Source organism: Xanthomonas sontii, assembly GCF_040529055.1.
Classification (GTDB): Bacteria; Pseudomonadota; Gammaproteobacteria; order Xanthomonadales; family Xanthomonadaceae; genus Xanthomonas_A; species Xanthomonas_A sontii.
This window is the reverse complement of sequence record NZ_CP132342.1, coordinates 2,841,510-2,855,841: the sequence shown is the minus strand read 5'-3', so window position 1 is coordinate 2,855,841 and position 14,332 is coordinate 2,841,510. Positions and strand designations below refer to the sequence as shown.

At 70.2% G+C, this 14,332-nt stretch carries 14 protein-coding genes; 8 read left to right on the top strand and 6 right to left on the bottom strand.

The window, feature by feature from the left end:
• The first annotated feature begins 37 nt into the window (after nt 1–37).
• Together RAB70_RS12040 and RAB70_RS12035 are read left to right on the top strand one after the other, a co-directional pair.
• Complete coding sequence (locus tag RAB70_RS12040; RefSeq protein WP_148829717.1) at nt 38–478, top strand: carboxymuconolactone decarboxylase family protein; 441 nt, start codon at nt 38–40, stop codon at nt 476–478.
• Nucleotides 479–769: 291 nt separating this feature from the next.
• Entirely contained in the window at nt 770–1,672 is a 903-nt protein-coding gene (locus RAB70_RS12035; protein ID WP_148829718.1) for a dimethylarginine dimethylaminohydrolase family protein, read from the top strand.
• A gap of 270 nt (nt 1,673–1,942) precedes the next feature.
• On the opposite strand, the gene RAB70_RS12030 is transcribed toward RAB70_RS12035, so the two are convergent.
• On the bottom strand, nt 1,943–2,203 hold the full coding sequence (locus RAB70_RS12030; RefSeq protein WP_148829719.1) for a hypothetical protein: 261 nt from the start codon (nt 2,201–2,203) through the stop codon (nt 1,943–1,945).
• Between the two features lie 148 nt (nt 2,204–2,351).
• Here RAB70_RS12030 and RAB70_RS12025 point away from each other — a divergent pair, with 148 nt between their 5' ends.
• The 3 genes from RAB70_RS12025 (at nt 2,352) to RAB70_RS12015 (ending at nt 5,544) form a co-directional block, all read left to right on the top strand.
• The gene (locus RAB70_RS12025) at nt 2,352–4,235 is read left to right on the top strand and encodes an ABC transporter ATP-binding protein (RefSeq protein ID WP_148829720.1); all 1,884 of its coding nucleotides are present in this window, start codon (nt 2,352–2,354) and stop codon (nt 4,233–4,235) included.
• Nucleotides 4,236–4,262: 27 nt separating this feature from the next.
• Nucleotides 4,263–4,661, top strand: coding sequence for a hypothetical protein (locus RAB70_RS12020; protein WP_017909042.1), 399 nt, complete (start codon nt 4,263–4,265; stop codon nt 4,659–4,661).
• A gap of 103 nt (nt 4,662–4,764) precedes the next feature.
• Entirely contained in the window at nt 4,765–5,544 is a 780-nt protein-coding gene (locus tag RAB70_RS12015; protein ID WP_026143480.1) for a ferredoxin--NADP reductase, read from the top strand.
• A 202-nt stretch (nt 5,545–5,746) separates the two neighbouring features.
• On the opposite strand, the gene RAB70_RS12010 is transcribed toward RAB70_RS12015, so the two are convergent.
• Nucleotides 5,747–6,238 (bottom strand): glutathione peroxidase, encoded by a 492-nt coding sequence (locus RAB70_RS12010; RefSeq protein ID WP_017915538.1) that lies wholly within the window; start codon nt 6,236–6,238, stop codon nt 5,747–5,749.
• A 320-nt stretch (nt 6,239–6,558) separates the two neighbouring features.
• Here RAB70_RS12010 and RAB70_RS12005 point away from each other — a divergent pair, with 320 nt between their 5' ends.
• The gene (locus tag RAB70_RS12005; protein ID WP_192578978.1) at nt 6,559–8,745 is read left to right on the top strand and encodes a M3 family metallopeptidase; all 2,187 of its coding nucleotides are present in this window, start codon (nt 6,559–6,561) and stop codon (nt 8,743–8,745) included.
• A 182-nt stretch (nt 8,746–8,927) separates the two neighbouring features.
• Here RAB70_RS12005 and RAB70_RS12000 read toward each other — a convergent pair whose 3' ends face one another.
• Complete coding sequence (locus tag RAB70_RS12000; protein ID WP_148829721.1) at nt 8,928–9,728, bottom strand: hypothetical protein; 801 nt, start codon at nt 9,726–9,728, stop codon at nt 8,928–8,930.
• 104 nt (nt 9,729–9,832) lie between these two features.
• On the bottom strand, nt 9,833–11,101 hold the full coding sequence (locus RAB70_RS11995; RefSeq protein WP_225851700.1) for a S8 family serine peptidase: 1,269 nt from the start codon (nt 11,099–11,101) through the stop codon (nt 9,833–9,835).
• A 108-nt stretch (nt 11,102–11,209) separates the two neighbouring features.
• Here RAB70_RS11995 and RAB70_RS11990 point away from each other — a divergent pair, with 108 nt between their 5' ends.
• Nucleotides 11,210–11,743: an RNA polymerase sigma factor gene (locus RAB70_RS11990; protein WP_017916986.1), complete on the top strand. Its 534-nt coding sequence runs from the start codon at nt 11,210–11,212 to the stop codon at nt 11,741–11,743.
• The gene (locus tag RAB70_RS11985) at nt 11,740–12,522 is read left to right on the top strand and encodes a hypothetical protein (protein WP_148829722.1); all 783 of its coding nucleotides are present in this window, start codon (nt 11,740–11,742) and stop codon (nt 12,520–12,522) included. Before RAB70_RS11990 ends, RAB70_RS11985 begins: the two co-directional genes overlap by 4 nt.
• A 266-nt stretch (nt 12,523–12,788) precedes the next feature.
• On the opposite strand, the gene RAB70_RS11980 is transcribed toward RAB70_RS11985, so the two are convergent.
• Together RAB70_RS11980 and RAB70_RS11975 are read right to left on the bottom strand one after the other, a co-directional pair.
• Nucleotides 12,789–13,322, bottom strand: coding sequence for a MarR family winged helix-turn-helix transcriptional regulator (locus RAB70_RS11980; RefSeq protein ID WP_148829723.1), 534 nt, complete (start codon nt 13,320–13,322; stop codon nt 12,789–12,791).
• A 136-nt stretch (nt 13,323–13,458) separates the two neighbouring features.
• The gene (locus RAB70_RS11975; protein WP_148829724.1) at nt 13,459–14,286 is read right to left on the bottom strand and encodes a DUF3298 and DUF4163 domain-containing protein; all 828 of its coding nucleotides are present in this window, start codon (nt 14,284–14,286) and stop codon (nt 13,459–13,461) included.
• Between the last annotated feature and the right edge of the window lie 46 nt (nt 14,287–14,332).

The window sequence follows — 14,332 nt, the reverse complement described above, 5'->3', positions numbered from 1 at the left end:
GAAGGCGGCCATGGTGGCCGCCATGCTCGGACCCACCATGCCTTTCCATCGCATCGACTACACCCGCCACGAACCCGACGCATTCCGCGCCCTGCTCAGCGCCAGCCAGCAGGTCCACGACGGCACGCTCGGCAGCGCCCTCACCGAACTGGTGTTCCTGCGCGTCTCCCAGCTCAACGGCTGCGCCTACTGCATCGACATGCATGCCACCGCCCTGCGCAGGGCGGGCACCGAACCGCGCAAGCTCGACACCCTCGCCGCCTGGCGCGACAGCCGCTTCTTCGACGCCCGCGAGCGCGCCGCGCTGGACTGGGCCGAAGCGCTGACCACGCTGCCTGCCGGCGCGCCGCCGCAGGCCGCCTACGACGCATTGGCAGCGCAGTTCGACCCGGCCGGGATCAGCGCGCTGACCATGGCCGTGGCGGTGATCAACGCCTGGAACCGGTTGGGCGTGGGACTGCAGCCGGCGCTGCCGTAAGGGCGCTGCGCGCCGGGATTGGGGATTCGGAGGCAGGATCGCGTCGTCGGCAAGGATGCGTAGCATTTCAAAACTCCCGAATGCTCACCGCTGGACGCACGACCACGCATGCCAACACCAGGCAAACCCAGCGCGCGCGACTCTGCTTGCCCGAATCCCCAATCCCGAATCCCCGGCTTTTCAGCAGCCGAATGGCTGATCATCCCGCTGGCGTACGCCACCAGTCCACCGACATGTCCCCGCAACACGCCGCCGCTAGCGTGGCGCGCATCCCAGACGTGGAGCGCGCGCATGATCGAGAACGCCCTTGCTGTCGGCCTGGTCGACGAGACCGACCTGGCCCTCGCCTCCCCCGAACCGCAGTCCCGCGCCGGCGCCCGCTACCGCCATCGCCTGCTGATGTGCGCGCCGCAGCACTTCGCGGTGGACTACGTGATCAATCCGTGGATGGAAGGCAACGTCCACGCCGCCAGCCGCGAGCGCGCGCAGGCGCAATGGAACGCGCTGGTGTCCGCGGCCGAGGCGGCAGGCGCCCGCGTCGACTGCATCGCTGCCGCGCCGGGCCTGCCGGACATGGTGTTCAGCGCCAACGCCGGCCTGGTGCTCGGCGACCGTTTCGTGCCCAGCCGCTTCCGCCACGCCGAACGCCGTGGCGAGGAAGCCTTGTTCACCGCCTGGTGCCGCCAGGCCGGCCTGCGCATCTGCGAACTGCCCGAGCAGGTGTATTTCGAAGGCGCCGGCGATGCGCTGCTGGACCGCGGCGCACGCCGGCTGTGGATGGGCCACGGCCACCGCAGCGACCTGGCCGCCGCGCACGAGCTGACCGACCTGCTGGACATCGAGGTGGTGCCGCTGCGCCTGGTCGACGCGCGCTTCTACCACCTGGACACCTGCTTCTGCCCGCTGCGCGACGGCTACCTGCTGTACTACCCGGCCGCGTTCGACGCTGACGCGCAACAGGCGATCGCCCAGCACATCCCGGCCTCGCGGCGCATCGCCGTCGGCGAGGCCGACGCCCTCGCCTTCGCCTGCAACGCGGTGGACCTGGACGACACCCTGCTGCTCAACCGCGCCTCGCCCGAACTGTGCGCCGCACTGGCCGCGATCGGCTACCGCGTGGTGCAGACCCCGCTGGACGAATTCCTCAAGGCCGGCGGCGCCGCAAAGTGCCTGACCTTGCGGCTGGACGAGTAAGCCGAAAGGCTCCCGCGAGCCGCACAATCAGCCCCTCTCCCATCGGGAGAGGGGTTGGGGTGAGGGTACGGCCGCCATGGAACGCCTGGCAGTAGCAAGCATTTTCGAGGCTTCGCCCGTACCCTCATCCGCCCCTTCGGGGCACCTTCTCCCGCAGGGAGAAGGGAAGCGCTCGCCCCTCTCCCCGGGAGAGGGGTTGGGGTGAGGGTGCGGGACGCCGCATGACACATGCCGTCGCGCCGGACAGCCCGCGCCGCAACCAACACCCCATCAACACAGACCAAGAACCGCATTGAGCACCTCGCGCCAGAGCTGATCGAGGTCGATGCCACCATGACCGCCGAACAAGCGGAACAGGCTGTAGCCGATCGCGAAGACTCCATACGACAGCGTCAGCACCAGCATGGTCGCGTCGCCCCACCGCAGCAGCGCAGCGGCAAGCAGGACGAGAATCGTGCAGCCGAGCAGTTCGCGCCACGACGGCAGGTGCGCACGCAGGCGGGCGACGGCACACGAAACGGGATCGAACATGGCAACAGCCTCGGCTGGACAGCGACGAGGCTACCCCATGCCCCGCCCTTAGAAAGCGCGCGCCAGCCATCGGGTCAGCGCCGGTGCAGCCTTCGTCGCCGCGCAGCCCACACTCCCCGCCCACACCCTGCCCCGGCACAATGCGCCGATGGCCTCCACCTCCCTCTCCCATGGCGGCGCCCGCGCCGCGCCCCGCACCGGTCCGAGCCTGCGCGAGCGCTTCGACGCGATGCGCAACCTGCCGCCGTTCCTGCGCCAGATCTGGCAGACCAGCCGCTGGCTGACCCTCAGCAGCATCGGCCTGCGCGTGATCCGCGCGCTGCTGCCGGTGGCCGCGCTGTATGTCGGCAAGCTGATCATCGACGAGGCCATCCACCTGGTGGCGCAATCGCCCGGCTTCGATTCGCTGGGCCAGGCCCTGGCCAGCGGCCGCCTGAACCGGCTGCTGGAACTGCTGGGCCTGGAGCTGGCGCTGGCGATCGCCTCGGACCTGCTCGGGCGGCTGGTCAGCTATGCCGACACCCTGCTGTCGGAGCTGTTCAACAACACCACCAGCATGCAGTTGATGGAGCACGCCGCGCAGCTGGACCTGGAGGATTTCGAGGATCCGGAGCAGCAGGACCGGCTGGACCGCGCGCGGCGCCAGACCATGGGCCGCATGAACCTGATGAGCCAGTTGTTCGGCCAGGTGCAGGACGCGATCACCGTGGTCAGCTTCGCGGTCGGCCTGCTGGTCTACGCGCCGTGGCTCATCGCCCTGCTGGCGGTGGCGCTGGTGCCGGCCTTCATCGGCGAGGCGCACTTCAACGCGCTGGGCTACTCGCTCAACTTCCAGTGGACGGCCGAGCGCCGCCAGCTCGACTACCTGCGCCAGCTCGGCGCCAGCGTCGAGACCGCCAAGGAAGTGAAGATCTTCAACCTGCACAACTTCCTGATCGCGCGCTACCGCGCCCTGGCCGACCGCTACTTCCAGGCCAACCGCGCGCTGGCGCGCAAGCGCATGCTGTGGGGCACGCTGCTGGCGGCGCTGGGTACGCTGGGCTACTACGGCGCCTACGGCTACATCGCCTGGCGCACCGTGCGCGGCGACTTCAGCATCGGCGACCTGACCTTCCTGGCCGGCAGCTTCCTGCGCCTGCGGCAGTTGCTGGAAGGCCTGCTGATCGGCTTCTCGCAGGTGGCCGGGCAGGCGCTGTACCTGGACGACCTGTACTCGTTCTTCCGCATCGTCCCGGAGATCCGCACCCGCCCGGGCGCGGTACCGGTGCCGCGGCCGATCGTGCAGGGCTTCGTGTTCGAGAACGTCGGCTTCCGCTACCCGGACGCCGAACAGTGGGCGGTGCGGCACCTGGACTTCGCCCTGCGCGCGGGCGAGGTGCTGGCCCTGGTCGGCGAGAACGGCGCCGGCAAGACCACCCTGGTCAAGCTGCTGGCGCGGCTGTACGACCCGGACGAAGGCCGCATCCTGCTCGACGGCCGCGACCTGCGCGACTACGACCTGGACGACCTGCGCGCCAACCTGGGCGTGATCTTCCAGGATTTCGTGCGCTACCACTTCAGTGCGGGCGAGAACATCGGCGTCGGCCAGGTCGACGCGCTGGACGACGCGCCGCGGATCCGCGCCGCCGCGCAGCGGGCGATGGCCGCCGAGTTGATCGACGGACTGCCGCAGGGCTACGCGCAGGTGATCGGGCGCCGCTTCAAGACCGGCGTGGACCTGTCCGGCGGGCAGTGGCAGAAGATCGCCATCGCCCGCGCCTACATGCGCGACGCACAGGTGATGATCCTCGACGAACCGACCGCCGCGCTGGACGCGCGCAGCGAGTTCGAGGTGTTCCAGCGCTTCAAGGAGCTGTCCGACAACCGCACCGCGGTGCTGATCTCGCACCGCTTCTCCAGCGTGCGCATGGCCGACCGCATCCTGGTCCTGGCCGACGGGCGGATCGAAGCCAGCGGCACCCACGACGAACTCATGGCGCAGGGCGGCCGCTACGCGGAACTGTTCGAACTGCAGGCCGCTGGGTATCGTTGAGCCTGGTCCGCCCCTTCCGACACCGCCATGCTCCGCACCCTGCCCTGCCTGTTCGCCGCCGCCCTCGCCGTCCCGGCGCTCGCCGCTCCCGCCGCCGACACGCCGGCACCGTCCGACTACGCCGCGGCCAAGGCCCTGGCCGACCGCGACGAGGCCGGCCTGCCGGCGGCCATGCAGGAACGCCTGCAGACCCTGCAGCGCGCGGCGCTGGACGAGGGCGTGGCCAGTTGCGCCACGCCGCGTCCGGACACCTCGCCGTTCACCGTGGTGGTGCAGGTGCAGGCCGACGGCAGCGTCGGCGCCAGCTGGCGCAACGGCACCACGCCGCTGGCCCTGTGCCTGGAACGTTTCCTGCGCCAGCGCCCGCTGCTGGCGCCGCCGCAGGCGCCGCTGTACCTGTCCTACGAGGTCTCGTTCGAGAAGTGAGCCGGATCGCCGGGATCGGCCCGACCCTCAAATGAGAGTTGATCTCATTTGAACCGGCATGGGGTAGAATGGCCGCCGTTCCTTCCCCATCACGATCAACGGCATGTCTTCCGCTTTTGGCCCCGAAACGGTGCTCGATGTCCGCCACTGGACCGAGGACTACTTCAGCTTCACCACCACCCGCAACGACGGCTTCCGCTTCGACAACGGCCAGTTCGTGATGATCGGCCTGGAGACGGAGACGCGGCCGCTGCTGCGCGCCTATTCCATCGCCAGCGCCAACTGGGAAGAGCAACTGGAGTTCTTCAGCATCAAGGTGCCGGACGGCCCGCTGACCTCGCGCCTGCAGCACATCAAGCCGGGCGATTCGGTGCTGGTCGGCAAGAAGCCCACCGGCACCCTGCTGATCAGCGACCTGCACCCGGGCCGCCACCTTTACTTGCTGGGCACCGGCACCGGCCTGGCGCCGTGGCTGTCGGTGATCAAGGATCCGGAAACCTACGAGCGCTTCGACAAGGTGATCCTCACCCACGGCGTGCGCTTCGAGAAGGACCTGGCCTACCGCGACTATTTCGAGAAGGAACTGCCGCAGCACGAGTTCCTCGGCGAGACCATCCGCGAGAAGCTGCTGTACTACCCGGCGGTGACCCGCGAGGACTTCCGCAACCGCGGCCGCCTCACCGAGTTGCTCGAGAGCGGCGAAATGCAGCGCACCCTCGGCCTGCCGCCGCTGAACCCGGAACACGACCGCGCGATGATCTGCGGCAGCCCGCAGATGCTGGCCGACCTGCGCCACACCCTGGACGCCCGCGGCTTCGTCGCCTCGCCGCGCATCGGCTCGCCGGGGCATTACGTGTTCGAGCGCGCGTTCGTCGAGAAGTGACGGCGCTGCGCGTCTCCGATCATAGGAGCGGCTTCAGCCGGATAAGCGACACGGCAGCAGGTCAAAGCGAATAGTGACGAAACATTGTGGGAGGGACTTCAGTCCCGACGCGTTTAGCTGAAAAGCGTCGGGACTGAAGTCCCTCCCACAAGAGCCGCATCACGGCAGCCCGGGATCACGCCGGGAGTTCCCCGGCGAATCGTCACCCCAGCGCCCGCTCGATCTCGTCAGCCAGCGCTTCCGGCTTGTCGGTCGGCGCATAACGCGCCAGCACCTGGCCATCGCGGCCGACCAGGAACTTGCTGAAATTCCACTTGATCGCGGCGATGCCGAGCAGCCCGGATTTCTGCTGCTTGAGCCAGCGCCACAGTGGATGTGCGCCGTCGCCGTTGACCTGCACCTTGGCGAACATCGGGAAATCGACGTCGTAGCTCAGCGAACAGAACTGGCGGATCTCGGCGGCATCGCCCGGTTCCTGGTGGCCGAACTGGTCGCAGGGAAAGCCCAGTACCACCAGCCCGCGTTCGCGGTAGCGCTGCCACAGCGCCTGCAGTCCGGCGTACTGCGGGGTGAAACCGCACTTGGAGGCGACGTTGACGATCAACAGCACCTTGCCGGCGTAGTCGGCAAGCGGCTGCGCCTGCCCGTCGAGCGTGGTCGCGGTGAAGGCGTAGGCGGTGGTCGGCGTGTCCATGGATCCTCGTGGTGCGGCGCGCCGCAGCGGCGCTGGGTCGAGGCGATGCTACGCGGTGGCCGCACGCGTCGCCAGCCAACCGGGGCCGATACGCGAGGCGGCGTCGCAGAGGTTGGCGCGAACGCGCCAACGCATCACCGATGCGTGGCCGCACCGGCGCCGCCACGCGCGAAAGCGCACTGCATCAAGGTTCACGCCAAATGCCGCAAAGCCTTGCGAAACAAGCGTCGATGCTGCAGCGCTCCCATGGCTTTCGTCACGGGTCACGCCTGCCGGCCTGGGGTAGCCTGCCCGATCACCATGATTGCGGATACCGCTTGATGACCTCTCGCCTCGCCCTTGCCCTCGCCGCCACGCTCGGACTCGCCATGCCCGCCTACGCCGCTCCGGCCACCACGCCCACCGCCGCCACGGCGGCCACGCAGGCCAACCCGTTCTTCGCCGAAAGCCCGCTGCCGCTGCACTACCCGCAGTTCGACAAGATCAAGGACAGCGATTTCGCGCCCGCGTTCGACGCCGGCATGGCGCAGCAGCTGAAGGAAATGCAGGCCATCGCCGATCAGACCGCCAAACCGACCTTCGACAACACCATCGTGGCGATGGAGAAGAGCGGGCAGGTCCTGGACCGCGCCACCACCGTGTTCTTCAACCTGGTCGGCGCCGACACCAACGACACCCGCAAGAAGCTGCAGGCCGAGTACGCCGGCAAGCTGGCCGCGCACCGCGACGCGATCGCGCTCAATCCCAAGCTGTTCGCGCGCATCCAGACGCTGTACGACACCCGCAACCAGCTCGGCCTGGACGCGGAGGGCGTGCGCCTGATCGAGAAGTACCACAGCGACTTCGTCCGCGACGGCGCCAAGCTCAACGACGCCGACAAGGCCAAGCTCAAGGCGATGAACGCCGAACTGGCCGAACTGGGCACCAAGTTCAGCCAGAACGTCCTGGCCGAAGTGAACGCCGCCGCGGTGGTGGTGGACGACGTCAAGCAGCTCGACGGCCTGTCCGACGCGCAGATCGCCGCGGCCGCCGAAGCAGCCAAGGCGCGCAAGCTCGACGGCAAGTACGTGATCGCCCTGCTCAACACCACCGGCCAGCCGCCGCTGGCCCAGCTCAAGGATCGCGCCCTGCGGCAGAAGATCTACGAAGCCTCGGTGTCGCGCGGCAGCCACGGCGGCCCCTACGACAACACCGCGCTGGTGTCGCGGATCATGACCCTGCGCGCCGACCGCGCCAAGCTGCTCGGCTATCCGAACCACGCCGCCTATTCGCTGGAAACCCAAACGGCGAAGACGCCCGAAGCGGTCAACGCCATGCTCGGCAAGCTGGCCCCGGCCGCGGTGGCCAACGCCAAGCGCGAGGCCGCCGACCTGCAGGCGATGATCGACCAGGAGCAGAAGGCCGCCGGCAAGCCCAGCTTCAAGCTCGAGGCCTGGGACTGGGCCTACTACACCGAGAAGGTGCGCCAGGCCAAGTACGACTTCGACGAGGCCCAGCTCAAGCCCTACTTCGAACTGAAGAACGTGCTGGAAAACGGCGTGTTCTACGCCGCCAACCAGGAATACGGGCTGACCTTCAAGCAGCGCACCGACCTGCCCACCTACCGCGACGACGTGCTGGTCTACGACGTGTTCGACGCCGACGGCAGCCAGCTGGCGATCTTCATCGCCGACATGTACGCGCGCGAGTCCAAGCGCGGCGGCGCCTGGATGAGCTCCTACGTGTCGCAGTCGGCGCTGACCGGCGACAAGCCGGTGGTCGCCAACCACCTCAACATTCCCAAGCCGCCGGCCGGGCAACCGACCCTGCTGACCTGGGACGAGGTCACTACCGCCTTCCACGAGTTCGGCCATGCGCTGCACGGCATGTTCTCGAACGTGAAGTACCCGTACTTCTCCGGCACCAGCGTGCCGCGCGACTTCGTCGAGTTCCCCTCGCAGGTCAACGAGATGTGGGCCGACGATCCGGCCATCCTCAAGCACTACGCCAAGCACTACCAGAGCGGCGCGCCGATGCCGCAGGCGCTGCTGGACAAGGTGGTGGCCACCGCCAAGTTCAACCAGGGCTTCGCCACCACCGAGTACCTGGGCGCGGCGATGCTCGACCAGCGCTGGCACCAGCTGAGCGCCGGCCAGGTGCCGCCGGCATCGGGCGTGATGGACTTCGAGGCCAAGGCGCTGGCCGCCGACGGCATCGCCTATGCGCCGGTGCCGCCGCGCTACCGCACGCCGTACTTCAGCCACATCATGGGCGGCTACGCGGCCGGCTACTACGCCTACATCTGGGCCGAGGTGCTGGACGCCAACACCCAGCAGTGGTTCAAGCAGCATGGCGGGCTGAGCCGCGCCAACGGCGACCGCTTCCGCAAGACCCTGCTCTCGCGCGGCGGCAGCGTCGATGCGATGCAGTTGTTCCAGGACTTCGCCGGGCACGCGCCGCAGATCGAACCCTTGCTGGAGAAGCGCGGCCTCAACGCCACGCCGGCGGCGACGCCGAGCGCACGCTGAGGGCGCAGCGCGGCACGGCCCGTGCGGCCGTGCCGCCACGTCGCGACGAGGTCGCGGCGGAACACACCCGCGACTGACCGCAGAACGCAACACGCACGACGCCCGGCTCAGCCGGGCGTCGTGTTTTTCAGCCTGCCGTCGCGATGGCGACGCGCGGTACGCCGCGCGTGACCGTCAGCGGCTTACTGGCCGTCGCTGGAGGCGTTGATGCTGGCACCCAGCGAAGCATTGCCGCCGGCCTGCCCCTGCGCCTGACCGCTACCGGCCTGCACACCGCCCTGGCCACCCGCACCCGCCTGGCCCGACACCGACCCGCCATGGGTGCCCGCGCTGTGCGAGGCGCTGCCGCTGGCCGCACCGTTGGCACTGCCGCTGCCGGACAGCGCCGGCACCGTCGGCACCGTCGGCACCGTCGGCAGGCTGCCGCCGCTGGCGGCGCCGTTGCCGCTGCCGTTACCGGCCGCACTCGACGCAGCACCGTTACCGGTCATGCCATTGACTGCACCGGCGGCATTGCCGGCGGTCGCCAGCGCCGCGGTGGGATTGGCCGCGCTGGTCGCCGCGCCGAGCGCGCCGTCGGCCTGGCCCATCGCGCTACCGGCCGCGCTGCGTGCCGCCGCACTGCCGCTGGCGGCGGCATTGCCGGCCAGCGTGCGGCCCTGGTTCACCGCAGCGTCGGCGGTATGCGCCGCGCCGTCCGCGGTGGCCGCGCCACGCGCCGCCGCCCGCTGCGCCGCCATCCGCGCACGCTGCGACGACTGCTCGATGCCGCTGCGGGCGCGATCCAGCGGAACCCCGGCGTCCAGGCGGCCTGCGCCCATGCCGTTGCCGCCGAGGCTGCCGCCCCCCAGGCCGCCCAGGGTGCCGTTGACCGCACCGCCCACGCTGCCCGCACCGCCCAGCAACTGCGCGCCGGCCACGCCCGGGATCAGCGCCACCGACGCCACCAGCACCGCGCTCGCCAACAGAGTCTTGCCGTTCATCGCATTCTCCTCGTGTCGCCGCAGGCCATCTGCGGCTCTCATGTCTCCCTACGAATCGAGCGACGCAGAACATCCCGTGCAGGCGGGACGCAGACAGAATGCGTTCAGCCGCCCGGCGCGCGCTGCAGCGGCAGGTCCGCGCCGAGCAGCCCGGCGCCGTACACCGGATCGGTGCCGGGCGCACCGAGATCGCTCGCCTGCGCCTGCAACTGCGTGCGCACCTGCGCGGCCGCCTGCGGATTCGGCTGCGACAGTGCCTGCGCCGCCAGCCGCGCCACCAGCGGCGCCGCGAAGGAGGTGCCGCGCTGCGTCTGCCAGCGGCCTTGCGGTGCCGCGGCGATCAGTTCGCCGACCGCGGCGAAGGCCACCTGCGGCCCTCGCCCCGCCTCCGGCAAGACCCGCGCACGCGCATCCACCGCGGTGACGCCGATCACCCCGGGATAGGCCGCGGGGTACAGCGGCGGTGCCGCCGGGCCGTCGTTGCCCACGGCCGCGACCAGCACGTGGCCGCGCGCGAGCATGCGCTGCACGGCGAGTTGCAGCGCACGGTTGGGCCCGCCGATCAGGCTGATGTTGATCACCGGCACCTGCTGCTGCGCCATCCATGCCAGTGCCCCGACCAGCTCGACCACGGTGCCGCCATCGGCCTGTCCGCAATAGATGTCGGCCGCATACAGGGTCCGCGCGAATGGCCCGTGCGCCACCGCGCGTCCCGCCAGCAGCGAGGCGACCGCCGTGCCATGCGGCTGCGCGCGCACCTGCCCGTCGCAGCCCCAGGTCTGCACCTGCACGCCGGCCAGCGCCGGATGCGCGGCGTCCACGCCGCTGTCGATCAGCCCGACCACGAAGCCGCCCGTCGCGGCACCCTCGGCTGCGCGAACGGCGGACGCGCTGGCTGGCGCCGGTGGCACCGCCGCCGATCCGCTGTAGACGTGGTTGTAGTCGTACTCGCCCTGCGGATCGCGCTCGCGCAGTTGCTGCAGGGCGCGGCGCGTGGACAGGCCCGACGGCACCTGCAGCACCACCAGGCGCAGGCCGAATTCGCCGAAGCTGCGCTGCTCCAGCACCGCGAAGCCGGCCGCCTGCGCCGCTTGCAGCGCCGCCGGATCCGGCTCCAGCGCCACCACCTGCCCGCGCATCACCACCGCGCCGCCCTCGTCGCGCTCCAGCCCGCGCGGATCGCTGCGCAGCAGCGCCTGCAGGCGTTTCAGCCGCAGCCGTTCGACCTCGCCGCGCGCGTCCTGCAGCGATTCTCCCACCCGATTCATGCCGCCCTGCATGCCCTGGGTGACGTCCTGCACCAGCCCGCCGGCCGACGGCAGCGCCAGCTGCGCCAACGCTGGTGTCGCCACCGCCAGCCATGCCACGGCCATCCAGCGCATTCGCCTGCCCGTCGCCATGCCCCGCTCCGTTGTCCGCCCCTGTTGGCGTGCCACACTAATCCTGCCATCCCGACACGCGGTGAACGCCGCGCCGCGCCCATGGAAGAAAACCCCTCCGCCGAACGTATCACCGACATGCACGCCGATCCCACGGCCGCCGTCGGCGACGGCATCTGTACCCTGCTGCCGCAGTTGCGGCGCTTCGCGCGTGCCGTCGCCGGCCATCGCGAGGACGCCGACGACCTGCTGCAGATCGCGATCGAGCGCGCCCTGCGCCGCGCCGGGCAATGGCGGCCGGAGACGCCGCTGCAGTACTGGCTGTACGGCATCATCCGCCACGCCTGGATCGACGAGGTGCGGGCGCAGCGGCGACGGCGACAGGTCTTCGTGGATGCCACCGAGGGCGAACACGTCGGCGACACGCCGCTGGAGCGGCAGCAGGACTGGATGGCCGTGCAGGCCGCGATGGCCGGCCTGCCCGAGGAACAACGCCTGGCGATCGCACTGGTGCTGATCGAAGGCCTGTCCTACAAGGATGCCGCGGCGGTGCTGGAGATTCCGCTCGGCACACTCACCAGCCGGCTCGCGCGCGGACGCGAAGCCCTGCAGGCATCACTGGAGGCGACCGCATGAACACCACGATCGACGCACTCACGCTGCAGGCCTACGCCGACGGCGAACTGGATGCGGCGCAGGCCGCCCAGGTGGAAGCGGCGTTGCGCAGCGACCCGCAGCTGGCACAGGCCCTGGAACGGCTGCGCAGCCTGCAGGCGCGGCTGCGCGCCGGCTTCGCCCCGGTGCTGGACGAAGCGGTACCCGCGCGCCTGCTCGCCGCTGCGCGTGCACGGCCCACTGGCGCGCCCGGCCAGCACGCCGATGTCGCAGCGCTGCCGTCCTCGCCCGTCCCGGTAACGGCGCAAGCCAGCCGGCCGACGCCGCTGCGGCCGCGTGCGCGGCGCCGCTGGGCGCTGCCGGCGGCCTTGGCGGCGGCGCTGTTGCTGGGGCTGTGGATCGCGCAGCGGCAATTGCCGCAGGGCGATGCGCACGGCCCGACGGTCGCGGCGGCCCAGGGTGGCGTCGCCGAGGGCGCGCTGGCGCAGGCACTGACGCAGCAGTTGTCCGGCCAGTCCCAGGGAAGCGTGCGCATCGGCCTGAGCTTCCGCGATCACGACGGCCATTACTGCCGCACCTTCGCCCTGCCGAGTGCAAGCGCCGGCCTGGCCTGCCAACGCGACGGCGCATGGCGGGTGGAACTGCTGGTGCCCGCCGGCGAACGCCACGACGGCGGCGGCATGCGCATGGCGGCCAGCCCGATGCCGGCCGCCGTGCTGCAGGCGGTGGATGCACGGATCGCCGGCGAGGCGCTGGATGCCGACGGCGAACAGCGCGCGCGCGCGCGCGGCTGGCGCTAGCAACAGGCCGATGCCCCGCTTGCTTCGGGATGGACAACGCGCCTTGGCGCACCTCCGAAGCACGCCGGAACACGTTCGGTAGGAGCGGCTTCAGCCGCGACAGGCGTTACCGGGAACGCCCGTCGTGGTTGACGCCGCTCCTACAATCGAGAAAGGACATCATGCCGAGCCGCGGCAATAACGCGTTATTAGAGACGTCCTGAAGCCGCTCCTACAGCACATCGCCTCACGCTCGATGCCGCGGACGTACCTTCTTCGAGGTGCCCTCAGGGCAGCGCTGCCTGCGTCTTCGACTCGGTGGCAGCGTCGAGGCCGTCGATGCCGGCCAGCATCTTCTTCAGCAGTCTCTCCAGTTGCTGCTGCTCGCCGGCATCCAGCGCCGCGGTTTCCGTCTCCAGGAACGCACACACGTCCGGCAGCAAGCGTTCGATCAGGGCGATGCCGGCCGGCTGCAGGGTCAGCGCGACCTTGCGCCGGTCTTCCGGACTGGCCGTGCGCGACAGCAGCCCCTTGCTGCACAGGCTGTCGGTGAGACGGGTGATGTTGGCCGGCTTCTCGCTGGCGGCCTCGGCCACCTCGGTGGGGGTGATGCACTGCTCGGGCGTGCCGTACAGCATCATCAGGATCTCGTACTCCGGCGGGCTGATGCCGTACGCCTTGAGCACGCCGCTGGCGTTGGCATGCACGCGCTTGTACAGGTGCTTGACCAGCCGGACCAGGACGGCGGGCTCGCGCGGGAAGGCCGGATAGCGCGCGCAGGTGTGCGCCACGCGCCGCTCGGTCTGATCGAAACTGCCCATAAGAAATCGATTGCAAGTGGGGTAGCCGCCAATGCTACCCATTGCGCATCGTTCCGACGAGGGCACGCGTTGCGTTCCCGCATGCTGTCGACGCGGTGCACCGCACGCCGACGCGCGCTGGCGCGCCGGCCACCGCTCAGGCGGCGAACAGCGGCGCGTATTCCGGTGCCACCAGCTCGCGCAGCACGCTGGCCGGCACGTCCACCGTCTGCGTGCCATCGGCGTACGGCCCCACCTGGTACGGCGGGAACACGAAGCGCAAGGCAGTGATCTTGCCCGCCGCGTCGACCAACGGCTGGAACTGGCTGAAGTTGCCGGGCTGCGGCTCGGTGCCTTCGGCGATCATCTTGCTGGCGCTGCGCACCTGCTCGTCCTGGTCCTCCGGCGGCACCTGTTCGGCATCCACCCGCGTCTGCACCGCCTGGCGCAGTTGCGCGGCGACATAGCCGGCCACCTGCTTCCAATGCGACGCATCCGGGATCAGTGTCTCGGCGGTGAGCATGCGCTGCTGCTGCGGCAGCCACACCCAACGCGCCACCAGCGGTTCGCCGTGCGCACCGCCGGTGTAGCGGCTGCCGTCGGCGCTCAGCGCGACCAGGTCCGGACGCTCCAGCAGCATCTCGAACTGCAGCGAGAGTTCGTAGGGCGCGCGCGGGCGATCGTTGCCGAGCCCGTCGACCGCTTCCATCAGCTCGCTGCGCGCGCTCTGCGCGTAGCGGTTGGCCGCCTCGGCCAGTCCGGGATAGCGGTTGATCGACGGCGGGAAAGTGATGCCGACCACATAGCTGGGGCTGTGTTCGACGATGTCCTTCAGTTCCGGCGGCGTGGCCTGCGCCGGCTCCGGCGCCGCGGAAGCCTCGCTTTGTGCCGGTGCCGCGGCGGGCGCCGGTACGGCGGCCGGTTCCTCGCGTTTGCAGCCGGCCAGTGCCAGCGCCGCGGCGACCGCCAGTGCCGTCCATGCCATCCGCCCGTTGCCCATCGTCTCTGCCCTGCTCACGTCGACTGCCCCT